21 protein-coding genes are annotated in these 21,867 nt (G+C 71.3%); 1 reads left to right on the top strand and 20 read right to left on the bottom strand.

The genetic code is table 11. From position 1 onward, the window contains the following. Positions 1–35 precede the first annotated feature (35 nt). The 6 genes from carB to pyrR form a co-directional block, all read right to left on the bottom strand. Positions 36–3,344, bottom strand: a complete 3,309-nt coding sequence (gene carB, locus SLAV_RS30050; RefSeq protein WP_030233994.1) for a carbamoyl-phosphate synthase large subunit — start codon at positions 3,342–3,344, stop codon at positions 36–38. Then, the gene (gene carA, locus SLAV_RS30045) at positions 3,337–4,494 is read right to left on the bottom strand and encodes a glutamine-hydrolyzing carbamoyl-phosphate synthase small subunit (protein ID WP_030233993.1); all 1,158 of its coding nucleotides are present in this window, start codon (positions 4,492–4,494) and stop codon (positions 3,337–3,339) included. Before carA ends, carB begins: the two co-directional genes overlap by 8 nt. After that, the gene (locus SLAV_RS30040; protein ID WP_030233989.1) at positions 4,491–5,072 is read right to left on the bottom strand and encodes a PH-like domain-containing protein; all 582 of its coding nucleotides are present in this window, start codon (positions 5,070–5,072) and stop codon (positions 4,491–4,493) included. The genes carA and SLAV_RS30040 overlap by 4 nt, the downstream gene beginning before the upstream one ends. Then, the gene (locus tag SLAV_RS30035; protein WP_030233986.1) at positions 5,069–6,355 is read right to left on the bottom strand and encodes a dihydroorotase; all 1,287 of its coding nucleotides are present in this window, start codon (positions 6,353–6,355) and stop codon (positions 5,069–5,071) included. Before SLAV_RS30035 ends, SLAV_RS30040 begins: the two co-directional genes overlap by 4 nt. A 2-nt stretch (positions 6,356–6,357) precedes the next feature. Next, the gene (locus tag SLAV_RS30030; protein ID WP_030233983.1) at positions 6,358–7,341 is read right to left on the bottom strand and encodes an aspartate carbamoyltransferase catalytic subunit; all 984 of its coding nucleotides are present in this window, start codon (positions 7,339–7,341) and stop codon (positions 6,358–6,360) included. 100 nt (positions 7,342–7,441) lie between these two features. Beyond that, positions 7,442–8,047 carry a bifunctional pyr operon transcriptional regulator/uracil phosphoribosyltransferase PyrR gene (pyrR, locus tag SLAV_RS30025; RefSeq protein ID WP_051841147.1) on the bottom strand — a complete coding sequence of 202 codons (606 nt, stop codon included), beginning with the start codon at positions 8,045–8,047 and terminating at the stop codon, positions 7,442–7,444. Positions 8,048–8,312: 265 nt separating this feature from the next. Between pyrR and bldD the strand changes: the two genes are divergently transcribed. Continuing rightward, positions 8,313–8,813 (top strand): transcriptional regulator BldD, encoded by a 501-nt coding sequence (bldD, locus tag SLAV_RS30020; RefSeq protein WP_007263032.1) that lies wholly within the window; start codon positions 8,313–8,315, stop codon positions 8,811–8,813. 203 nt (positions 8,814–9,016) lie between these two features. Here bldD and nusB read toward each other — a convergent pair whose 3' ends face one another. The 14 genes from nusB to SLAV_RS29945 all read right to left on the bottom strand — a co-directional run bounded on the left by nusB (position 9,017) and on the right by SLAV_RS29945 (position 21,866). Then, positions 9,017–9,451 carry a transcription antitermination factor NusB gene (gene nusB, locus SLAV_RS30015; RefSeq protein WP_030233979.1) on the bottom strand — a complete coding sequence of 145 codons (435 nt, stop codon included), beginning with the start codon at positions 9,449–9,451 and terminating at the stop codon, positions 9,017–9,019. 2 nt (positions 9,452–9,453) lie between these two features. Continuing rightward, positions 9,454–10,020, bottom strand: a complete 567-nt coding sequence (gene efp, locus SLAV_RS30010) for an elongation factor P (RefSeq protein WP_030233977.1) — start codon at positions 10,018–10,020, stop codon at positions 9,454–9,456. A gap of 59 nt (positions 10,021–10,079) precedes the next feature. Beyond that, positions 10,080–11,186, bottom strand: coding sequence for an aminopeptidase P family protein (locus SLAV_RS30005; RefSeq protein ID WP_030233975.1), 1,107 nt, complete (start codon positions 11,184–11,186; stop codon positions 10,080–10,082). Positions 11,187–11,247: 61 nt separating this feature from the next. Further along, positions 11,248–12,000, bottom strand: coding sequence for an AAA family ATPase (locus SLAV_RS30000; protein WP_030233974.1), 753 nt, complete (start codon positions 11,998–12,000; stop codon positions 11,248–11,250). A gap of 46 nt (positions 12,001–12,046) precedes the next feature. After that, positions 12,047–12,487, bottom strand: a complete 441-nt coding sequence (aroQ, locus tag SLAV_RS29995; RefSeq protein WP_030233971.1) for a type II 3-dehydroquinate dehydratase — start codon at positions 12,485–12,487, stop codon at positions 12,047–12,049. Beyond that, on the bottom strand, positions 12,484–13,575 hold the full coding sequence (gene aroB, locus SLAV_RS29990) for a 3-dehydroquinate synthase (protein WP_030233968.1): 1,092 nt from the start codon (positions 13,573–13,575) through the stop codon (positions 12,484–12,486). The genes aroQ and aroB overlap by 4 nt, the downstream gene beginning before the upstream one ends. After that, positions 13,572–14,054 carry a shikimate kinase gene (locus SLAV_RS29985; protein ID WP_051841161.1) on the bottom strand — a complete coding sequence of 161 codons (483 nt, stop codon included), beginning with the start codon at positions 14,052–14,054 and terminating at the stop codon, positions 13,572–13,574. Before SLAV_RS29985 ends, aroB begins: the two co-directional genes overlap by 4 nt. A gap of 35 nt (positions 14,055–14,089) precedes the next feature. Next, entirely contained in the window at positions 14,090–15,274 is a 1,185-nt protein-coding gene (aroC, locus tag SLAV_RS29980) for a chorismate synthase (protein ID WP_030233962.1), read from the bottom strand. A gap of 155 nt (positions 15,275–15,429) precedes the next feature. Next, positions 15,430–15,627, bottom strand: a complete 198-nt coding sequence (locus SLAV_RS29975) for a hypothetical protein (RefSeq protein WP_158740737.1) — start codon at positions 15,625–15,627, stop codon at positions 15,430–15,432. A 40-nt stretch (positions 15,628–15,667) separates the two neighbouring features. Continuing rightward, complete coding sequence (locus tag SLAV_RS29970; protein WP_030233956.1) at positions 15,668–16,492, bottom strand: shikimate dehydrogenase; 825 nt, start codon at positions 16,490–16,492, stop codon at positions 15,668–15,670. Between the two features lie 6 nt (positions 16,493–16,498). After that, complete coding sequence (gene mltG, locus SLAV_RS29965) at positions 16,499–18,244, bottom strand: endolytic transglycosylase MltG (RefSeq protein ID WP_030233954.1); 1,746 nt, start codon at positions 18,242–18,244, stop codon at positions 16,499–16,501. Positions 18,245–18,370: 126 nt separating this feature from the next. Next, complete coding sequence (ruvX, locus tag SLAV_RS29955) at positions 18,371–18,841, bottom strand: Holliday junction resolvase RuvX (protein ID WP_030233951.1); 471 nt, start codon at positions 18,839–18,841, stop codon at positions 18,371–18,373. A gap of 2 nt (positions 18,842–18,843) precedes the next feature. Continuing rightward, a complete protein-coding gene (alaS, locus tag SLAV_RS29950) occupies positions 18,844–21,513 on the bottom strand; it encodes an alanine--tRNA ligase (RefSeq protein ID WP_030233948.1) in 2,670 nt (889 codons plus the stop codon). After that, positions 21,513–21,866: a DUF6167 family protein gene (locus SLAV_RS29945; RefSeq protein WP_030233945.1), complete on the bottom strand. Its 354-nt coding sequence runs from the start codon at positions 21,864–21,866 to the stop codon at positions 21,513–21,515. Before SLAV_RS29945 ends, alaS begins: the two co-directional genes overlap by 1 nt. Position 21,867 lies beyond the last annotated feature (1 nt).

Below are 21,867 nucleotides of genomic sequence, written 5' to 3'. Positions count from 1 at the left end.
GCGCCGGGGTCCCCCTCCTTCGTACGGGCCTGTCGTCAGTCGCGGGCGGCGGTCAGGTGCTCCGCGTGCTCCTGGAGGGAGCGGACGCCCACGTCGCCGCGGTTGAGCGCGTCGATGCCCTGGACGGCGGCGGCGAGCGCCTGGACCGTGGTCAGGCACGGGACGCTGCGCGCCACGGCCGCCGTGCGGATCTCGTAGCCGTCGAGGCGGCCGCCGGTCCCGTACGGGGTGTTGACGATCAGGTCGACCTGGCCGTCGTGGATGAGCTGGACGATGGTCTTCTCGCCGTCGGGGCCCTCGCCCTCGCTGAGCTTGCGGACCACGGTGGCGTTGATGCCGTTGCGGCGCAGCACCTCGGCGGTGCCCGAGGTGGCGAGCAGTTCGAAGCCGTGGGCGACGAGCTCGCGCGCCGGGAAGATCATCGAACGCTTGTCGCGGTTGGCGACGGAGATGAACGCGCGGCCCTTGGTGGGCAGCGGGCCGTACGCGCCCGCCTGCGACTTGGCGTAGGCCGTGCCGAAGACGGAGTCGATGCCCATGACCTCGCCGGTGGAGCGCATCTCCGGGCCGAGGACGGTGTCCACGCCGCGGCCGTGGATGTCGCGGAAGCGCGACCACGGCATGACGGCCTCCTTGACGGAGATCGGCGCGTCGAGCGGCAGGGTGCCGCCGTCGCCGGTCTTCGGGAGCATGCCCTCCTCGCGCAGCTCGGCGATGGTGGCGCCGAGGGAGAGGCGGGCGGCGGCCTTCGCGAGCGGGACGGCGGTCGCCTTCGAGGTGAAGGGGACGGTCCGGGAGGCGCGCGGGTTGGCCTCCAGGACGTAGAGGATGTCACCCGCCATCGCGAACTGGATGTTGATCAGGCCGCGGACGCCGACGCCCTTGGCGATGGCCTCGGTGGAGGCGCGCAGCCGCTTGATGTCGTAGCCGCCGAGGGTGATCGGGGGCAGGGCGCAGGCGGAGTCGCCGGAGTGGATGCCGGCTTCCTCGATGTGCTCCATGACGCCGCCGAGGTAGAGCTCGTGGCCGTCGTAGAGGGCGTCCACGTCGATCTCGATCGCGTCGTCGAGGAAGCGGTCGACCAGCACGGGGCGGGTCGGGGAGATCTCCGTGGACTCCGCGATGTACGACTCCAGGCGGGTCTCGTCGTAGACGATCTCCATGCCGCGGCCACCGAGCACGTAGGACGGGCGCACGAGGACCGGGTAGCCGATCTCGTCCGCGATCGCCTTCGCACCCGCGAAGGTGGTGGCGGTGCCGTGCTTGGGGGCGGGCAGGCCCGCCTCGGCCAGGACCTGGCCGAAGGCGCCGCGGTCCTCGGCGGCGTGGATGGCCTCCGGCGGGGTGCCGACGACCGGGACGCCGTTGTCCTTGAGCGCCTGCGCCAGGCCGAGGGGGGTCTGGCCGCCGAGCTGGACGACGACACCGGCGATGGGGCCGGCGAGCGACTCGGCGTGGACGATCTCCAGCACGTCTTCGAGCGTCAGCGGCTCGAAGTACAGGCGGTCGGAGGTGTCGTAGTCCGTCGAGACGGTCTCGGGGTTGCAGTTGACCATCACGGTCTCGTAGCCGGCGTCGCTGAGGGCGAAGGAGGCGTGGACGCAGGAGTAGTCGAACTCGATGCCCTGGCCGATGCGGTTCGGGCCCGAGCCCAGGATGATCACCGCGGGCTTGGTGCGCGGGGCGACCTCGGACTCCTCGTCGTAGGACGAGTAGAAGTACGGGGTCTTCGCGGCGAACTCGGCGGCGCAGGTGTCGACCGTCTTGTAGACCGGACGGACGCCGAGGGCGTGGCGGACCTCGCGGACGACGTCCTCGCGCAGGCCGCGGATCTCGGCGATCTGGGCGTCGGAGAAGCCGTGGCGCTTGGCCTCGGCGAGCAGCTCGGGGTGGAGCTTCTCGGCGGCGGCCAGCTCGTCGGCGATCTCCTTGATCAGGAAGAGCTGGTCGACGAACCAGGGGTCGATCTTCGTGGACTCGAAGACCTCTTCCTGGGTGGCGCCGGCGCGGATGGCCTGCATGACGGTGTTGATGCGGCCGTCGGTGGGGCGCACGGCGGTGGCGAGGAGCTCGTCCTTGTCGCCGACGGGACCGACGAAGGTGAACTGCGAGCCCTTCTTCTCCAGGGAGCGCAGGGCCTTCTGGAGGGCCTCGGTGAAGTTGCGGCCGATGGCCATGGCCTCGCCCACCGACTTCATGGTGGTGGTGAGGGTGGCGTCGGCGGCCGGGAACTTCTCGAAGGCGAAGCGCGGGGCCTTGACGACGACGTAGTCGAGAGTCGGCTCGAAGGAGGCCGGGGTCTTCTCGGTGATGTCGTTGGGGACCTCGTCGAGCGTGTAGCCGATGGCCAGCTTGGCGGCGATCTTGGCGATCGGGAAGCCGGTGGCCTTCGACGCGAGCGCCGAGGAGCGCGAGACGCGCGGGTTCATCTCGATGACGATGACGCGGCCGTCGACCGGGTCGATCGCGAACTGGATGTTGCAGCCGCCGGTGTCGACGCCGACCTCGCGGATGATCGCGATGCCGATGTCGCGCAGCCGCTGGTACTCGCGGTCGGTCAGGGTCATCGCCGGGGCGACGGTGATGGAGTCGCCGGTGTGGACGCCCATCGGGTCGAAGTTCTCGATGGAGCAGACGACGACCACGTTGTCCTTGGTGTCGCGCATCAGCTCCAGCTCGTACTCCTTCCAGCCGAGGATGGACTCCTCCAGGAGCACCTCGGTGGTCGGGGAGAGCGTGAGGCCCTGGCCGGCGATGCGGCGCAGCTCGTCCTCGTCGTGGGCGAAGCCGGAGCCGGCGCCGCCCATGGTGAAGGACGGGCGGACGACGACGGGGTAGCCGCCGAGGGTCTCGACGCCGGCGATGACGTCGTCCATCGAGTGGCAGATGACCGAGCGGGCGGACTCGCCGTAGCCGATCTTGGCCTTGACGGCCTCGACGACGCCCTTGAAGAGGTCGCGGTCCTCGCCCTTGTTGATGGCCTCGACGTTGGCGCCGATGAGCTCGACGCCGTACTTCTCCAGCACACCCTGCTCGTGCATGGAGATCGCGGTGTTGAGCGCGGTCTGGCCGCCGAGGGTGGGCAGGAGCGCGTCGGGGCGCTCCTTGGCGATGATCTTCTCGACGAACTCGGGGGTGATCGGCTCGACGTACGTGGCGTCGGCGATCTCCGGGTCGGTCATGATCGTCGCCGGGTTGGAGTTCACCAGGATGACCCGCAGGCCCTCGGCCTTGAGGATGCGGCAGGCCTGGGTGCCGGAGTAGTCGAACTCCGCGGCCTGGCCGATGACGATCGGGCCGGAGCCGATGACCAGGACGGACTGGATATCGGTGCGCTTAGGCACGCTCGGCCTCCATCAGGGCGGTTTCCATCAAAGACGTGAAGCGGTCGAAGAGGTAGGCGGCGTCGTGCGGGCCGGCTGCCGCTTCGGGGTGGTACTGGACGGAGAAGGCCGGCTGGTCGAGCAGCTGGAGGCCTTCCACGACGTTGTCGTTCAGGCAGACGTGCGAGACCTCGGCGCGGCCGTAGGGGGTCTCGGAGACCTTGTCGAGGGGCGCGTCGACGGCGAAGCCGTGGTTGTGCGCGGTGATCTCGACCTTGCCGGTGGTGCGGTCCTGGACCGGCTGGTTGATGCCGCGGTGGCCGTACTTCAGCTTGTAGGTGCCGAAGCCGAGCGCGCGGCCGAGGATCTGGTTGCCGAAGCAGATGCCGAAGAGCGGGGTCTTGCGGGCGAGGACGCCCTGCATGACGGAGACCGCGTGGTCGGCGGTGGCCGGGTCGCCAGGGCCGTTGGAGAAGAACACGCCGTCCGGGTTGACCGCGTAGACGTCCTCGACGGTGGAGGTGGCGGGCAGCACGTGCACCTCGATGCCGCGCTCGGCCATCCGGTGCGGGGTCATGCCCTTGATGCCCAGGTCGACGGCGGCCACGGTGAACTTCTTCTCACCGATGGCGGGGACGACGTAGGCCTCCTTGGTGGCGACCTCCGCGGAGAGGTTCGCGCCCTTCATCTGGGGGGATTCCAGGACGCGCGCCAGCAGCGCGGCGTCGTCGGCGACCGCGTCGCCGGAGAAGATGCCGACGCGCATGGCGCCGCGCTCGCGCAGGTGGCGGGTCAGGGCGCGGGTGTCGACGCCGGAGATCCCGACGACGCCCTGCTTGACCAGTTCCTCGTCCAGCGAGCGCCGCGAGCGCCAGTTGGAGGGGACGCGGGCGGGGTCGCGGACCACGTAGCCGGACACCCAGATGCGGGAGGACTCGGGGTCCTCGTCGTTGACGCCGGTGTTGCCCACGTGCGGGGCGGTCATCACGACGACCTGCCGGTGGTACGACGGGTCGGTGAGGGTCTCCTGGTAGCCGGTCATGCCGGTGGAGAACACGGCCTCGCCGAAGGTCTCCCCCACAGCGCCGTAGGCGCGGCCGCGGAAGATCCGACCGTCCTCCAGGACGAGTACGGCGGGAGCTTTGGCTGCTCCCCTGGTGGAGGTCGTCATCGTTCGGCGCCTTCCGTCGTGATGGATGGGTTCATGAGGTTGATGGCTTCGACCCAGGCGGCGTGTTCGGCCGCGCGGTCGGAGCGGAATCCGGAGTCGATCAGCTTGTCGCCGTGCGCCCAGGTGACGACGAGGAGACCGCCCTCGGTGAGTACCTTGCCCGCGATTCCCTTGTCGAGGCGGGCGCCGCGCAGCTGCGCGGCCGGTACGAAGAAGTCGGTGGCACCCGGACGGACCACGTCGAGGCCCGCGTCGGTGAGCGTGAGCTCGACCCGGCTGCGCACCCCCAGACCGTGGGCGACGATCCGGTCGAGCCACTGCCCGGCGGTGGTGGACCCGTGGTACCGGCCGGCCAGGGCCAGCCGGTGCTCGGGGAGACCGCCGGGGGCGGCGGGGAGCTCCGGAAGATCGCTCTGCAGGGTCCCTCGCCATTTCCAGCCCTGCCGCATCAGCCAGTACACGAACGCGATGAAGACGAGCAGACCGACCACCCACGCGATGCGGGCGCCCCAGTCCGTCACCTCCGCCGACTGTCGTTCGGCGGCCTCGGCGGCCAGTTGGATTACTGCAGGTGTCACGCCAGTTTCCCGTCCACGACCGTTGCCCGGCCCCGCAGGAAGGTGTGAGTGACGCGCCCCGGCAGCTCACGGCCCTCGTAAGGCGTGTTGCGGCTGCGGGAGGCGAAGTGTGCGGGGTCCACAGGACCACGGTACGAGGTATCGACCAGCGTCAGGTTGGCGGGTTCACCTGCCGAGACGGGACGGCCGTGGCCGGAGAGCCCGCCGATGCGCGCCGGGGCGGCGGACATCCGCTCGGCGACGCCCGCCCAGTCGAGCAGGCCCGTCTCCACCATCGTCTCCTGGACGACGGAGAGCGCGGTCTCCAGGCCCACCATGCCCATGGCGGCGGCGGCCCACTCGCAGTCCTTGTCCTCGTGCGGGTGCGGGGCGTGGTCGGTGGCGACGATGTCGATCGTGCCGTCGGCGAGCGCCTCGCGCAGGGCCATCACGTCGCGCTCGGTGCGCAGCGGCGGGTTGACCTTGTAGACCGGGTTGTACGAGCGGACGAGCTCGTCGGTGAGGAGCAGGTGGTGCGGGGTGACCTCGGCGGTGACGTCGATGCCGCGGGACTTGGCCCAGCGGACGATCTCGACGGAGCCGGCGGTGGAGAGGTGGCAGATGTGCACCCGGGAACCGACGTGCTCGGCGAGCAGGACGTCGCGGGCGATGATCGACTCCTCGGCGACGGCGGGCCAGCCGCCGAGGCCGAGCTCCGCGGAGACGATGCCCTCGTTCATCTGGGCGCCCTCGGTGAGGCGGGGCTCCTGGGCGTGCTGGGCGACGACGCCGCCGAAGGCCTTCACGTACTCCAGGGCGCGGCGCATGATCACGGCGTCGTCCACGCACTTGCCGTCGTCGGAGAAGACGGTGACGCGGGCGGCGGACTCGTGCATGGCACCCAGCTCCGAGAGCTTCTTGCCCTCCAGGCCGACCGTGACGGCACCGATGGGCTGCACGTCGCAGTAGCCGGACTCCTTGCCCAGGCGCCAGACCTGCTCGACGACGCCGGCGGTGTCGGCGACCGGGAAGGTGTTGGCCATGGCGAAGACCGCGGTGTAGCCGCCGGAGGCGGCGGCGCGGGTGCCGGTCAGGACGGTCTCGGAGTCCTCGCGGCCGGGCTCGCGCAGGTGGGTGTGGAGGTCGACCAGGCCCGGGAGGAGGATCTGCCCCGCGGCCTCGACGACCGTCGCGCCCTCGGCGGACAGGTCCTGCCCGACCTCGGCGATGGTCTCGCCGTCGATCAGGACGTCCTGCGTCTCGCCGCCGAGCACCTTCGCGCCACGAATAAGGATCTTGCTCATCTTTACTTGGTCTCCTCGGTGCGCGGGGCGGTGGTGACGGCGGGCTCGGATCCGCCGAGCAGCAGGTACAGGACGGCCATGCGGATGGAGACGCCGTTGGCGACCTGCTCGACGACCGTGCAGCGGTCGGAGTCGGCGACCTCGGCGGTGATCTCCATGCCGCGGACCATCGGGCCGGGGTGCATCACGATGGCGTCCTCGGGCATCCGCGCCATCCGGGCGGCGTCCAGGCCGTAGCGGCGCGAGTACTCGCGCTCGGTGGGGAAGAAGGCGGCGTTCATCCGCTCGCGCTGCACACGCAGCATCATGACCGCGTCGGACTTCGGCAGCACCTCGTCGAGGCTGTACGAGATCTCGCAGGGCCAGGTCTCGACGCCGACGGGCACCAGGGTCGGCGGGGCCACCAGGGTGACCTCGGCGCCGAGGGTGTGCAGCAGGTCCACGTTGGAACGGGCCACGCGGCTGTGCAGGACGTCGCCGACGAGGGTGATCCGGCGGCCGTCGAGGCCCTTGCCGAGTCCGGCGTCCCGGCCGACCAGGCGGCGGCGCATGGTGAAGGCGTCGAGCAGGGCCTGGGTGGGGTGCTGGTGGGTGCCGTCGCCCGCGTTGATGACGGGGGCGTCGATCCAGCCGGAGTTGGCGAGCCGGTAGGGCGCGCCGGAGGCGTGGTGGCGGATGACGACCGCGTCGACGCCCATGGCCTCCAGGGTCTGGGCCGTGTCCTTGAGGGACTCGCCCTTGGAGACGCTGGAGCCCTTGGCCGCGAAGTTGATCACGTCGGCGGACAGGCGCTTCTCGGCGGCTTCGAAGGAGATCCGGGTGCGGGTGGAGTCCTCGAAGAAGAGGTTGCAGATGGTGCGGCCGCGGAGGGTGGGCAGCTTCTTTATCGGCCGGTCCGCGACGCGGGCCATCTCCTCGGCGGTGTCGAGGATGAGGACGGCGTCGTCGCGCGTGAGGTCGGCGGCCGAGATGAGGTGGCGCTTCATCCGGTTACTCCGTAAGTCGGGAGGGCAGGCAGGAGGACTGGAATGCGGGCAGGGCAGGCTGCGGCCCGGACCCCGCCAAGGGGTCCGGCACCCGGAGGGGCTACTGCCCGGAGGCCTGGTCGGTCCGCTGGCCGAGCAGCACGGCGTCGCGGCCGTCCTCCTCCTGGAGCTGGACCTTGACGGTCTCCCGCAACGACGTGGGGAGGTTCTTGCCGACGTAGTCGGCGCGGATCGGGAGTTCCCGGTGGCCGCGGTCGACGAGGACCGCGAGCTGTACGGCGCGGGGCCGGCCGATGTCGCCGAGGGCGTCGAGGGCGGCGCGGATGGTGCGGCCGGAGAAGAGCACGTCGTCGACGAGGATCACGAGGCGGCCGTCGATGCCGTCGCCGGGGATCTCCGTGCGGCCGATCGCCCGGGCGGGCTTCAGGCGCAGGTCGTCGCGGTACATGGTGATGTCGAGGGAGCCCACCGGGATCTTCGAGCCGGTGATCTCTTCGAGCTTGGCGGCCAGCCGGTCGGCGAGGAACACGCCGCGGGTGGGAATGCCGAGGAGCACCACGTCGTCGGCGCCCTTGGCGCGTTCGACGATCTCGTGGGCGATGCGGGTGAGGACCCGGGCGATGTCCTGCGCCTCCAGCACGGGGCGCGCGGCTTCGCCGGCGTTCCGACCGCCGTCTTCAGAAATCTGAGAAATCTGGCTGTCCATGAAAAGGACCTCCTTCTCCGCCTCACGGGACGGACCTTAAAGGACGTCTGATGTACGCCGACCACGGTACCAGGACCGGGCCCCCGGCTCCGCACCGGGGGTCGCCCGGGGCCCTCGTAAGTGGGCGTCGATGACCATTCGGCTTGACGCATCCACGTAACGCTGCGTAACCTCACAGTGAGTTACCAGCCGCGCGACGGCCCCGCGTGTCATCCATGCGGACCGTCGTCCATGTCGTCTCAGCGTCACAGCGTCCGGGAGCGTTATGTCCAGCGAATACGCCAAACAGCTCGGGGCCAAGCTCCGCGCCATCCGCACCCAGCAGGGCCTCTCCCTCCACGGTGTCGAGGAGAAGTCCCAGGGCCGGTGGAAGGCCGTGGTGGTGGGCTCCTACGAGCGCGGGGACCGCGCCGTGACCGTCCAGCGCCTCGCCGAGCTGGCGGACTTCTACGGGGTTCCGGTGCAGGAACTGCTGCCGGGCACGACTCCCGGCGGAGCGGCCGAGCCGCCGCCGAAGCTGCGCCTCGACCTGGAGCGCCTGGCGGGCGTCCCCGCCGAGAAGGCCGGCCCCCTCCAGCGCTACGCGGCGACCATCCAGAGCCAGCGCGGCGACTACAACGGCAAGGTGCTGTCGATCCGCCAGGACGACCTGCGCACCCTGGCCGTCATCTACGACCAGTCCCCCTCGGTCCTGACCGAGCAGCTGATCAGCTGGGGCGTCCTCGACGCCGACGCGCGCCGCGCGGTGGCCCACGAGGACATCTAGTCCAGGGGCCCGGAATCGGGCCCTCCAGCAGAAACGTTTACCGGCGGGTGCCGGGACCCCCACGGGTTCCGGCACCCGCCGGTTTTCGTTTCCCCGGGCGGCGTCCGGTGCGGTCCCGGCCGAGGTCGCGGCCGCCCGCCGCGCATACGGAAGGGCCCGCAACGCGTACGCTGCGGGCCCTTCCGTATGGCGTGTGCCTCGTATCAGCTCTCGCTGCGACGCAGGTTCGGCTTCAGGTCCTTGAACCGGCCCAGGAGGCCGTTCACGAACGCCGGCGAGTCATCCGTGGAGAACTCCTTGGCCAGCTGGACGGCCTCGTCGATCGCCACGGCGTCCGGGGTCTCGTCGACCCAGATCAGCTCGTAGGCACCCAGCCGCAGGATGTTCCGGTCGGCGACCGGCATGCGGTCGAGCTCCCAGTCCACGGCGTAGGTGACGATCAGGTCGTCGATGCGCTTCACCTTGTCGGCGTAGCCCTCGACGAGGTCCATCGTGAAGGCGTTGACCGGCGGCTGCCGGTCGTCCGACCTCGCGTGGCGGATCCAGTCCGCGAGGACCTCGCGCACGGGGACCCCGCGCTGGTCGGCCTCGAACAGGATCTGGAAGGCGCGCTTGCGCGCGTTGCTCCGGGCGGCCACGGTTAGCTGTTCACCCGGCCGAGGTAGTCGCTGGTGCGGGTGTCGACCTTGATCTTCTCGCCGGTGGTGACGAAGAGCGGGACCTGGATCTCGTGGCCGGTCTCCAGGCGCGCCGGCTTGGTGCCGCCGGTGGAGCGGTCGCCCTGGACGCCCGGGTCGGTGTGCTCGATGGTCAGCTCGACGGCGGCGGGGAGCTCGACGTAGAGCACCTCGCCCTCGTGCTGGGCCACGGAGGCGGTGAAGCCCTCGATGAGGAAGTTGGCGGCGTCGCCGACAGCCTTGCGGTCGACCATCAGCTGGTCGTAGGTGCTCATGTCCATGAAGACGAAGTACTCGCCGTCCATGTACGAGAACTGCATGTCACGGCGGTCGATGGTGGCCGTCTCGACCTTCACACCGGCGTTGAAGGTCTTGTCGACGACCTTGCCCGAGAGCACGTTCTTGAGCTTGGTACGCACGAAGGCCGGGCCCTTGCCGGGCTTGACGTGCTGGAACTCGACGACGGACCAGAGCTGGCCCCCGTCGAGCTTCAGCACCATGCCGTTCTTGAGGTCGTTCGTGGAAGCCACGGTTGCGGAATCTCCTGCACTGGAAGACCTTGGGTGCGCGCACGGCCCGGCCACGCGGGCTAGAGCGCGAGCAGCTCCTTGGTCGTAATGGTGAGTAGCTCTGGACCGCCGTCCGCCTCGGGGCGTACGACGAGCGTGTCATCGATCCGGACACCTCCCCGGCCCGGGAGGTGAACCCCCGGTTCGACGGTGACCGGCACGCAAGCGTCCAGTTTACCCATTGCCGTAGGTGCAAGCTGCGGGTCCTCGTCGATTTCGAGGCCCACCCCGTGTCCCATCGATGCCGCGAGGGCTTCGCCGTGCCCCGCGGAGTCCAGTACGGACCGTGCCGCGTGGTCGACGTCGCGGTACGCGGCGCCGGGGACGAGCGCCTCCCGGCCGGCCCGCTGGGCGGCGAAGACCAGGTCGTACAGCTCGATCTGCCAGTCGGCGGGAGTGGTGCCGATCACGAAGGTCCGGCCGATCTCGCAGCGGTAGCCCCGGTAGTTCGCGCCGAGGCAGACGGTCAGGAAGTCGGCCTCCTCCACCCGCCGGTCGGAGGGCCGGTGCCGGGAACGCCCGGAGTGCGGGCCGGTGCCGACGGAGGTGGGGAAGGCCGGACCGTCGGCGCCGTGGTCCACGAGCCGGCGTTCCAGCTCCAGGGCGAGGTGGCGTTCGGTACGGCCGACGAGGATCGACTCCAGCAGCTCTCCGAGGGCCTGGTCGGCGATCTCGGCGGCGATCCGCAGGCAGGCGATCTCCTCCTCGTCCTTGACGAGCCGCTGCTGCTCCACGGCGGCCCCCAGGTCGGCCAGCCGCAGCCGGGGCGCGACCGAGCGCAGGGCGCGGTGGCGGCCGACGGTGAGGTGGTGTTCCTCGACGGCGAGGGACTCGGCCCGTGCGGCGGCCGCCAGGTCCGCCGCGGCGACCGCCGGGTCCGCGCCGGGATTGGGCAGGACCGAGAACCGCAGCTCCTCGTCGAGCCGCCCCTCGTCCGCCTCACCGGTGGGTGCGGCGGCGCAGAACAGCACGTCTTCGGCGGGCCCGACCAGCAGGACGGCCCCCGGCGGGGACGCCCCGGTGAGGTAGCGGACGTTCGCCGGACGCGTGATCAGTGCGGCGGAGTTGCCCGCGGCGCCACAGCGGTCGCGGAGCAGGGCCCTGCGGGCCGCGTACACGTCTGACATGTATTCGAGCGTACGAGCGCACCGCGCATCCGGCCCGGCGAGCGCGTCCGGACGGGGCTCATCAGCCCTGCGGGCTCGCCGAAGCCCGCGCCAGGGCCTCGTCCAGGGCCCGGGCCGTGCCTTCCACGTCCAGGTGGGAGTTGTCGATGATCGGCAGCCCGGAGCCGTACCAGCCGGCCATCCGGCCGTGGATCCGGGCCACTTCCTCGTCGGACAGGCGCCGGTTCCCGGAACGGGCGGCGTTGCGGTCCAGGACGATCTCCAGGCCGGGCAGCAGCACGACCGGCAACAGCGCGGGTCCCACGTGCCGCTTCCACCCGCCCAGGCCCACCACGGGCCGGTCGGGGAAGACGGCGTCGTCGAGGATGCAGGAGATCCCGTTGGCCAGGAAGTTGCGGGCGGCGAAGCCGCAGGTGCGGCGGGCGAGGCGGTACTGGGCCTCGGAATGTTCGTTCCAGCCGGCCTGCGGGTCCGCGAAGCCCGAGCAGACCCACTCGCGGACGTCGTCCAGGCTGATGTGCGCGGTCGGCACCGGGCGGGTCGCCGCCCAGTGCCGGGCCACGGTGGTCTTGCCGGCCCCCGCCGGGCCGATGAGCAGCACGGCGAGGGTGGCACCGCCGGTGCCGGGCGCGGGGGGCACGGGCGGGGCCGCGACGGCGGGGGGCAGCGGGATGTGCCCCGTGGCGTCGGGCACCGGCGCCACCCCGCCGACGGGGGGCACCGGCCAGCCCCGCGCGGGGGGTATCGGCGGCGGCGGGGGCGCCGCCGGGTGCTGACCCTGCGGCGGACCCCAGTCCCCCACTCCGTGCTGCATCCGCGCCACTCCGTCTCGTTCAGGCGACTGATGCGAGAACGTTATCTCAGCCCGTGACCTCTTCCGCCAGCGCGCGCAGCGCCAGCCGGTAGGAGCCCAGCCCGAAGCCCGCCACGGTACCGGTCGCCACGGCCGCGATGACGGACGTGTGCCGGAACTCCTCGCGGGCGTACGGGTTGGAGATGTGCACCTCGATCAGCGGCGCGGTGCGCTGCGCCGCCGCGTCCCGCATGGCGTACGAGTAGTGCGTGAAGGCACCCGGGTTGATCACGACCGGGATCCTGCCGTCGGCGGCCTCGTGCAGCCAGCGCACGAGCTCGCCCTCGTCGTTGGTCTCGCGGACCTCCACGTCGAAGCCGAGCTCCGCGCCCAGGGTGCGGCAGCTCTCGACGAGGCCGGCGTACGAGGTGGCCCCGTAGACGTCGGGCTCGCGGGAGCCGAGGCGGCCCAGGTTCGGGCCGTTGAGCACGAGCACCCGCCGGGTCACGCCGCGACCTCGCCGAAGGCGGCGAACAGGACGGCCGGGTCGGGGCCCTCCAGGACGGTGGGCTTGCCCAGTCCGTCCAGGACGATGAAGCGCAGCAGGTCCCCGCGGGACTTCTTGTCGAGCTTCATGGTCTCCAGCAGCTTGGGCCACTGGTCGCCGCGGTAGGTCAGGGGCAGGCCCACGGAGGCGAGGACGGCCTTGTGCCGGTCGGCCGTCGCGTCGTCGAGGCGGCCCGCGAGCCGGCCGAGTTCGGCCGCGAAGACCATGCCGACGGACACGGCCGCGCCGTGGCGCCACTTGTAGCGCTCGTTCTTCTCGATGGCGTGCGCGAGGGTGTGGCCGTAGTTGAGGATCTCGCGCAGTCCGGCTTCCTTGAGGTCGCTGGAGACCACGTCGGCCTTGACCTGGATGGAGCGCGTGATCAGCTCGGCCGTGTGCGGGCCTGCGGGCGTGCGGGCGGCCTCCGGGTCGGACTCGACCAGGTCGAGGATCACCGGGTCGGAGATGAATCCGGCCTTGATGACCTCGGCCAGTCCGCTGACGTAGTCGTGGACCGGCAGCGAGTCCAGGGCCGCGAGGTCGCAGAGCACCCCGGCGGGCGGGTGGAAGGCGCCGACGAGGTTCTTGCCCTCGGCGGTGTTGATGCCGGTCTTGCCGCCGACGGCCGCGTCCACCATGGCGAGGACCGTGGTGGGGACGGCGATCCAGCGCACCCCGCGCAGCCAGCTGGCCGCGACGAAGCCCGCGAGGTCGGTGGTGGCGCCGCCGCCGACGCCGACGATCACGTCGGTGCGGGTGAAGCCGGACTGGCCGAGGGCCTTCCAGCAGTACGCCGCCACCTCGACGGTCTTGGCCTCCTCGGCGTTGGGCACCTGGATGGCGACGGCCTCGAAGCCCTGCGCCGCCAGGTCGTCCCGCAGCGCCTCACCGGTCGAGGCGAGCGCCTCGGGGTGGATCACCGCGACCCGCTGGGCCTTCGTACCGATCAGGCCGCCCAGCTCGCCGAGCAGCTGCCGGCCGACCAGCACGTCGTACGCGTCGTGTCCGGCGCTGGCGCCGACGTTGATCCGCGTCACCTGGTCTGTCATACGTCCTTCAACTCCAGAGCGTCGAGGACCGCCTGGGCGACCTCTTCGGGGGTGCGGTCGTCGGTGGCCACCACGACGCGCGCGACTTCGGTGTACAGGTGGCGCCGGGCATCCATCAGCTCGCGCCACTGGCGGCGCGGGTTGACGGCGAGCAGCGGGCGCGCGGCGCCGAGGCCGACGCGGCGCACGGCCTCCTCGACGTCCATCGACAGGTAGGCGACGGGCAGCCCCGCGAGCAGGGCGCGGGTGCCTTCGTCGAGGACGGCGCCGCCGCCGAGGGCGAGGACCCCGGTGTGCCCGGCGACGGCGTCCGCGACGGCCCGCCGTTCCAGCTCGCGGAAGTACGGCTCGCCCTCGTCGACGAACAGGTCGGAGATCTCCCGGCCCGTGGCGGCGACGATGTCGGCGTCGGTGTCCCGGTAGGGGACGCCGAGCCGTTCGGCCAGCAGACCCCCCACCGTGGACTTGCCGGACCCCATGGGGCCGACGAGGACGACCAGTGGTCCGGTGGCCGTCACCGGATCTGCAGGTTGTCGAGGTAGGACTGCACGTTGCGGCGGGTCTCGGGGACGGAGTCGCCGCCGAACTTCTCGACGACGGCGTCGGCCAGGACCAGCGCGACCATCGCCTCGGCGACGATGCCCGCGGCGGGCACCGCGCACACGTCGGAGCGCTGGTGGTGCGCCACGGTCGCCTCGCCGGTGGCGACGTCGACGGTGGCCAGGGCGCGCGGGACGGTCGCGATGGGCTTCATCGCGGCCCGGACGCGCAGCAGCTCGCCGGTGGTCAGGCCGCCCTCGGTGCCGCCGGAGCGGCCGGAGGTCCGCTTGAGGCCCTCGGGGGTGGAGACGATCTCGTCGTGGGCCTGGGAGCCGGGCACCCGGGCGAGCTCGAAGCCGTCGCCGACCTCGACGCCCTTGATGGCCTGGATGCCCATGAGCGCGGCCGCGAGGCGGGCGTCGAGGCGGCGGTCCCAGTGGACGTGGGAACCGAGGCCGACGGGCACGCCGTACGCGAGGACCTCGACGACGCCGCCGAGGGTGTCGCCGTCCTTGTGGGCCTGGTCGATCTCCGCGACCATCGCCTTCGACGCGTCGGCGTCGAGGCAGCGCACCGGGTCGGCGTCGAGCTTCTCGACGTCGGCGGGGGTCGGGTAGACGCCGCGGGGGGCCTTGGCCGAGGCCAGCTCCACCACGTGGGAGACGATCTCGATGCCGGCGGCCTCCTTGATGAAGGACCGGGCGACGGCGCCGAGGGCGACGCGGGCGGCCGTCTCACGGGCGCTGGCGCGCTCCAGGATCGGACGGGCCTCGGAGAAGCCGTACTTCTGCATGCCCGCAAGGTCGGCGTGGCCGGGGCGGGGACGGGTCAGCGCCGCGTTGCGGCCGGTCTCCTTGAGCAGGGAGGGGTCGACCGGGTCGGCCGACATGACGGTTTCCCACTTGGGCCATTCGGTGTTGCCGATCATGACCGCGACCGGCGAGCCCTGCGACAGTCCGTGGCGGACGCCGCCGAGGAAGGTGATCTCGTCCTGCTCGAACTTCATCCGGGCACCGCGGCCATAGCCGAGCCGGCGCCGGGCCAGGTGGTCCGCCACTAGCTCGGTGGTGACCGGGACGCCGGCGGGAAGGCCCTCCAGCGTCGCGACCAGTGCCGGTCCGTGCGACTCTCCCGCGGTCAGCCAACGCAACCTGCTCAACGATGCTCCTCATGCTCGCGCCTGGCACTGCGACGGCGCGGTCGGGTGCGCGGCCCTGACCCGCCGTACCCCCGATCCTCCCACGTCCGGGCGGGTGCGCCGGTCCCGGTCCAACAGTCGGACGACGGGTACGCGCCGCACTCTGGCCGGTGGAGCTATCGGATCCCTACGCGCCGGCGCCGCAGCAGCCACCTGCCGCCCTGCCAGAGCGTTCCGGCGGCCACCAGTGCGCAGAGGGTCCACTTCGCCCAGCCGGGCAGGGCGTCGCCGAGCAGGGCCGCGGCGAAGCGGACCGCCCCGCGCGCGATATCCGTCTTCCCGGCCAGCGACTGGCCGGGGTCCGCTGTCTCCACGAAGCCCCTCCCCCACGATCCGAACGCGCAGGCGGGGAGCCTATCGGGCGCGGAGCGCCACCTCGCCGGCCGCACGCATGGCGGCCAGCGGCGCCGCGGGGCGACCGGTCATCTGCTCCACCTGCAGGACCGCCTGGTGGACGAGCAGGTCCAGGCCGCCGAGCAGGGTGCCGCCGCGGCCCGTCCAGGCGGCGGCCAGCGCCGTCGGCCAGGGGTCGTAGAGCACGTCGAAGAGGGTCCCCGGGGCGTCCGGCACGGCGTCCGCGAGGGCGTCGGTGGCTCCGGCCGGGGTGGTGGCGATGACCAGGGGGGCGGTCAGGGCCTCGGCCGCGCGCGACCAGTCGGCCGTGCGGACGGCGACGCCGAGCCGCTCGCCCCACTCGCGCATCTCGGCGGCGCGCGCGGTGGAGCGTACGTACGCGGTGACCTCGCCGGTGCAGATCCGCGCGAGGGCGGCCAGCGCCGAGGAGGCGGTGGCCCCCGCCCCGAGGATCGCGGCGGCGGGCACCTTCTCGACGCCGCGCTCGTGCAGGGCCGCGACGATCCCGGGGATGTCGGTGTTGTCGCCGAGCCTGCGGCCGTCCTCGGTGAGGACCACCGTGTTGACCGCCTCGACGGAGGCCGCGGTGTCGCTGATGCCGTCCAGCAGCGGGATGACGGCCCGCTTGAGCGGCATGGTCAGCGACAGCCCCGCCCACTCGGGGCCGAGGCCCGCCACGAACCCGGGGAGCGCGGCCTCGTCGATCTCGAACCGGTCGTAGGACCAGTCGTCGAGGCCGAGCTCCCGGTAGGCGGCGCGGTGCAGCACCGGTGAGAGGGAGTGCTCGATGGGCGAACCCAGCACCGCGGCCCGTATCCGTGACATGTCCTGCTACCCGCCGTTCTTCTGCTTCTGCCGTTCCTGGAACTCGTTGACGAGCTTGAGGTGCTCGTCGTAGGTCTTGGTGAAGGTCGTCGTGTGACCGTCGACCGACACGAAGAACATCCAGCCACCGTGGTCCGGGCTGAGCGTAGCGGTCAGCGCCTCCAGGCCGGGGTTCCCGATGGGACCGGGGGGCAGTCCCTTGACGAAGTGCGTGTTGTACGGGTTGTCGAAGGCCTGGGCTTCCTTCAGGTTGAAGTTGATCTCGCTCTGGTTCTTGACGTAGTTGTACGTCGAGTCGAACTGGAGCTTCTGGTTCGTGACGTCGTTGGTCTTCTTGAGGCGGTTGTAGACCACCTCGGCCATCTTCTTGAAGTCGTCGTGGTTCTTGCCCTCGGCGTTGACGAGGCTGGCGACGGTGACCGCCTGGAGCGGGTTCTCCAGGCCCAGTTCCTTGGCCTTGCCCTCGATGCCCAGCTCGTTGTACTTGGCCGTGGCGTTCTTGACCATTTGCTTGAGCAGGGACTCGGGGGTGCTGTCCTTGCCGAGGTCGTAACGCGTCGGGTAGAGGAAGCCCTCCAGCGGGTCGATCAGCTTCGGGTCGGTGCCGGCCCAGGCCGGCAGGCCGAGGTTCTTGGCCTCGCGCTGGGCGATGTCCTTGGTGGTACCGGCCGGCTTGCCCAGCTTCTTGTCGATCGCGTCGTACACCTTGGAGTTGCGCATGCCCTCGGTGACGGTGATGACGTTGAGCTTGGTGGGGTCGATCATCACGGCGACGGCGGCCGCGCCGGACATCTTCTTCTTCAGCGTGTAGACGCCGGGCTGGATGGACTTGCCCTTGGGGTTGGCGTTGGCGGCGTCCACGAAGGCCTGCGCGCTCGCGACGACACCGGCCTCCTTGAGGATGCGGCCCATCTGGCCGAGGCCCGCGCCCTTGGGGATCTCGATGTCGACCGACTCCTCCGAGCCGGAGCCCGCGAAGTCCTCCGTGGCGCCGAAGCGCTCCTTGATGTACGAGTAGCCGTAGTAGCCGCCACCGCCGACGACGGCGACCACGACGAGGGCCGCGACCAGGCAGGCCGCGCCGCTGCGCTTGGGTTTGCCGCCCTTGCCCTTGCCGCCCTTGCCCCGGCCCGCGCGGCGGCCGCCGCGGCCCGGGGGCTCCTCGTCGGCGTCGGCGGCGAGGAGGGACTCCTCCCCCTCCTCCGTCTCCGGCTCGTCGACCGTCTCCGGCTCCGCGCGCCGCCGGCCGGGGGGCTGGGGCGGCGGGAAGGCCTCGGGGGTGGTGTACAGGTCCGGCGCCTCGCCCTGGTAGCCCGCGGCGACCTGCTGGGCGTAGGGCTCCGCGCCCGCGTACGGGTCCACGGGCGCGGCCTGGTACTGCGCCTGCTCCTGGAGCTGCTGCCCCTGCCCGGTGTCCCAGCCCTGGCCGTCGTAGACCGGCTGGGGCTGGGGCTGCGGGTGGAGCTGCTGGTGCTGCGGGTGGAGCTGCTGGTGCTGCGGGTGGAGCTGGTGCTGGAGCTGCTGGTCCTGCGGCACGTACTGCTGCTGCGGGTACTGCTGTTCCTGGTACTGCTCCGGGTACTGCTGGTACTGCGGCTCCTGGTACTGCGGCTCCTGCGGATACTGCTGCTGGCCGCCTGCGTAGGGCACCTGACCCTGCTGGGTCGCCTGTCCGGTCCAACCCTGGTCCCCGTAGAGCGGGTCCTCCGGGTGCCAGGGTTCGGGGGCGCGGCCCCGGCCATACTCAGTCATCGGTCCCCTAGAGCCGCGAGACGGAGGCAGCGGCGTCTTTGCCGCGGCACCCGGTTCCGCCTCTGAAGTGGTGGGCGACGGCTGTTCGAATGCCGCCACATCGCGCGGAACGTTACCGTATCGCGATCAGACAACCACTTCGACGCACTCGCCGGGCGGATTACCTGATACCCGTTCGGTCTCAAGAGCGTTCTGCAGGATGACCACTGCGGCTGCCTGGTCGATGACCGAACGGCCTTTCTTCGCGTTCCTCCCGGAGGCCCGCAGGCCCTGGGCGGCGGTGACCGTGGTCATCCGCTCGTCCACCAGACGGACCGTCACCGGCTTGATGCCCTTCGCAAGTTCGTTCGCGAAGGCACGCACCTTGGCCGCGGCGGGCCCCTCCCGCCCGCTGAGCGAGCGGGGGAGGCCGACCACGACTTCGAGGGGCTCGTACTCCGCGACGAGCTGCCGCAGCCGCCGGTGGGCGAACGGGATGTCCCGGCCCGGGACGGTTTCCACCGGCGTGGCGAGCACCCCGTCGGGGTCGCACGAGGCGACCCCGATCCGGGCGTCTCCGACGTCGATGGCCAGCCTGCGGCCGCGGCGCAGCGTCATCGTCAGACCGTCTCGACGACGAGGCGCTCGACGGCGCTGATGGCCTCGGGGATGGCGGCCGGGTTCTGGCCGCCGCCCTGGGCCACGTCCGGCTTGCCGCCACCGCCGCCGCCGAGGGTCTTGGCGGCGGTACGGACCAGGTCACCGGCCTTGAGGCCGCGCTCGCGGGCCGCCTCGTTGGTGGCGATGACGGTCAGCGGGCGGTCGTTCGCCGTGGTGAAGAGGGCGACGACGGCCGGGCGGTCGCCCTGGATGCGGCCACGCACGTCGAGAACGAGCTTGCGCAGGTCGTCGGCGCCGGTGCCGTCCGGCACCTGGCCGACCACGAGGGCCACGCCGCGGATGTCCTGGGCGCCCGCGGCGAGACCGGCGGCGGCCTGGAGGACCTTCTCCGCGCGGAACTTCTCGATCTCCTTCTCGGCGTCCTTCAGCTTGCCGAGCATGGAGGCGATCTTCTCCGGCAGCTCCTCCGGACGGCCCTTGACCAGCTCCTGGAGCTGGGCGACGACCGTGTGCTCCTTGGCGAGGAAGTTGTACGCGTCCACGCCCACCAGGGCCTCGACGCGGCGCACGCCGGAACCGATGGAGGACTCGCCGAGCAGCTTCACCAGGCCCAGCTGGGCGGTGTTGCCGACGTGCGTGCCGCCGCACAGCTCCTTGGAGAAGTCGCCGATGGTGACGACGCGCACGCGCTCGCCGTACTTCTCGCCGAACTCGGCGATGGCGCCCTGCTTCTTCGCCTCGTCGATGCTCATGATCTCGGCGGTGACGTCGAGCTCGCGGGAGAGCACGTCGTTGATCTTCTGCTCGACGTCGGTGAGGACCGAGCCCGGGACGGCGTTCGGGGAGCCGAAGTCGAAGCGGAAGCGGCCGGGGCTGTTCTCGGAACCGGCCTGGGCGGCCGTGGGGCCGAGGGCGTCGCGCAGCGCCTGGTGGGTCAGGTGGGTGGCCGAGTGGGCGCGGGCGATGGCCCGGCGGCGGTTCACGTCGATGGCGGCGTACGCGGAGGCGCCCACCGTCACCTCGCCGACCTGGACGGAGCCCTTGTGCACGGAGACGCCGGGCACCGGCTGCTGGACGTCGCGTACGACGATGACGGCGCCGGAGTCGAGCTTGATGCGGCCCTGGTCGGCGAGCTGGCCGCCGCCCTCGGCGTAGAAGGGGGTGCGGTCGAGGACGACCTCGACCTCGTCGCCCTCGGAGGCGGCGGGCGCCGAGACGCCGTTGACCAGCAGGCCGACGACGGTGGACTCGCCCTGGGTGGTGGCGTAGCCGGTGAACTCGGTGGCGCCGGAGCCGTCGGCGATCTCCCGGTAGGCGGACATGTCCGCGTGGCCGGTCTTCTTGGCCTTGGCGTCGGCCTTGGCGCGGTCGCGCTGCTCCTGCATGAGGCGGCGGAAGCCGGGCTCGTCCACGGAGAGGCCCTGTTCGGCGGCCATCTCCAGGGTCAGGTCGATCGGGAAGCCCCAGGTGTCGTGGAGCAGGAACGCCTTGTCGCCGGAGAGGACCGTGCCACCGGCGGCCTTGGTCTCGCTCACAGCGGTGTCGAGGATGTTCGTGCCGCCCTTGACGGCCTTGAGGAAGGCGGCCTCTTCGGCGAGCGCGACGGTCTCGATGCGCTTGCGGTCGGTGACCAGCTCCGGGTACTGCTGCCCCATCGTGTCGATCACGACGTCGACGAGGTCCTGGACGACCGGGCCGGTGGCGCCCATGAGGCGCATGTTGCGGATGGCACGGCGCATGATGCGGCGCAGCACGTAGCCGCGGCCCTCGTTGCCGGGGGTGACGCCGTCGCCGATGAGCATGACGGAGGTGCGGATGTGGTCGGCGACCACGCGCATGGAGACGTCGGTGTTCTGGGCGGCGCCGTACCGCACGCCGGTCAGCTCGGTGGCCTTGTCCATGACCACGCGCAGGGTGTCGGTCTCGTACATGTTCTGCACGCCCTGCAGGATCATCGCGAGGCGTTCGAGGCCGAGACCGGTGTCGATGTTCTTCGAGGGCAGGTCGCCGAGGATCGGGAAGTCTTCCTTCCCGTCGCCCGCGCCGCGCTCGTACTGCATGAAGACCAGGTTCCAGATCTCCACGTAGCGCTCGTCGTTGACGGCCGGGCCGCCCTCGACGCCGAAGTCGGGGCCGCGGTCGTAGTTGATCTCCGAGCACGGGCCGCAGGGGCCGGGGACGCCCATGGACCAGAAGTTGTCCTTCTTGCCCAGGCGCTGGATGCGCTCGGCGGGGACGCCGATGACCTCGCGCCAGATCGTCTCGGCCTCGTCGTCGTCGAGGTAGACGGTGATCCAGAGCTTCTCGGGCTCCAGGCCGTAGCCGCCGTCCGCCACGGAGCTGGTGAGCAGCTCCCAGGCGTACTTGATGGCGCCTTCCTTGAAGTAGTCCCCGAAGGAGAAGTTGCCGCACATCTGGAAGAACGTGCCGTGGCGGGTGGTCTTGCCGACCTCTTCGATGTCCGGGGTGCGGACGCACTTCTGCACGCTGGTGGCGCGGGGGGCCGGGGGCTTGGTCTCGCCGAGGAAGTACGGCTTGAAGGGGACCATGCCCGCGTTGACCAGCAGCAGAGTCGGGTCGTCCGCGATGAGCGACGCCGAAGGGACAACGGTGTGACCGCGCTCCTCGAAGAAGCTCAGCCAGCGGCGGCGGATTTCAGCCGACTCCATCAGTGGTCCTCATTCCGGTTGTACGAGAATTTCGATCGGTGGGTGGTCTGGTCGTGCGGGTCGTGCGCGATGGCCCTCAGCCGCCGCGGCCCGGGGAGGGCGGTGACGTTGTCGGGGCGATCGGGATCCTGGGTCAGACCCAGTACGTCGTTCAGCTCGTCCTCGCGCTGCGTCATTCCCGCCTTGACGTCGAGGGCGAAGTCCTTGAGGCGGTGACCCGCCTCCACCGCCTTGTCGGCGGCCTGGGCGGCGAGGCTCTCCGGCGTCAGCTGCTTGAGCCGGCGGTTGACCTTGGTGGTGGCCCACACGCCGGCGGCGGCGCCTGCGGTGAACCAGAAGGCTCGGCGGAACATC

The organism is Streptomyces lavendulae subsp. lavendulae (genome assembly GCF_002803845.1).
GTDB lineage: Bacteria > Actinomycetota > Actinomycetes > Streptomycetales > Streptomycetaceae > Streptomyces > Streptomyces lavendulae.
Note: the sequence above shows the minus strand (reverse complement) of the source record. Positions and strands in the feature narration are given on the sequence as shown.

Excerpts from the sequence above, each read along its gene's own strand:
- carA (WP_030233993.1), bottom strand. The coding sequence starts at position 4,494 with ATGACGACCTCCACCAGGGGAGCAGCCAAAGCTCCCGCCGTACTCGTC.
- SLAV_RS30035 (WP_030233986.1), bottom strand. The coding sequence starts at position 6,355 with ATGAGCAAGATCCTTATTCGTGGCGCGAAGGTGCTCGGCGGCGAGACG.
- SLAV_RS30030 (WP_030233983.1), bottom strand. The coding sequence starts at position 7,341 with ATGAAGCGCCACCTCATCTCGGCCGCCGACCTCACGCGCGACGACGCC.
- pyrR (WP_051841147.1), bottom strand. The coding sequence starts at position 8,047 with ATGGACAGCCAGATTTCTCAGATTTCTGAAGACGGCGGTCGGAACGCC.
- bldD (WP_007263032.1), top strand. The coding sequence starts at position 8,313 with ATGTCCAGCGAATACGCCAAACAGCTCGGGGCCAAGCTCCGCGCCATC.
- SLAV_RS30005 (WP_030233975.1), bottom strand. The coding sequence starts at position 11,186 with ATGTCAGACGTGTACGCGGCCCGCAGGGCCCTGCTCCGCGACCGCTGT.
- SLAV_RS30000 (WP_030233974.1), bottom strand. The coding sequence starts at position 12,000 with ATGCAGCACGGAGTGGGGGACTGGGGTCCGCCGCAGGGTCAGCACCCG.
- aroB (WP_030233968.1), bottom strand. The coding sequence starts at position 13,575 with ATGACAGACCAGGTGACGCGGATCAACGTCGGCGCCAGCGCCGGACAC.
- SLAV_RS29985 (WP_051841161.1), bottom strand. The coding sequence starts at position 14,054 with ATGGGGTCCGGCAAGTCCACGGTGGGGGGTCTGCTGGCCGAACGGCTC.
- SLAV_RS29970 (WP_030233956.1), bottom strand. The coding sequence starts at position 16,492 with ATGTCACGGATACGGGCCGCGGTGCTGGGTTCGCCCATCGAGCACTCC.
- mltG (WP_030233954.1), bottom strand. The coding sequence starts at position 18,244 with ATGACTGAGTATGGCCGGGGCCGCGCCCCCGAACCCTGGCACCCGGAG.
- ruvX (WP_030233951.1), bottom strand. The coding sequence starts at position 18,841 with ATGACGCTGCGCCGCGGCCGCAGGCTGGCCATCGACGTCGGAGACGCC.
- alaS (WP_030233948.1), bottom strand. The coding sequence starts at position 21,513 with ATGGAGTCGGCTGAAATCCGCCGCCGCTGGCTGAGCTTCTTCGAGGAG.
- SLAV_RS29945 (WP_030233945.1), bottom strand. The coding sequence starts at position 21,866 with ATGTTCCGCCGAGCCTTCTGGTTCACCGCAGGCGCCGCCGCCGGCGTG.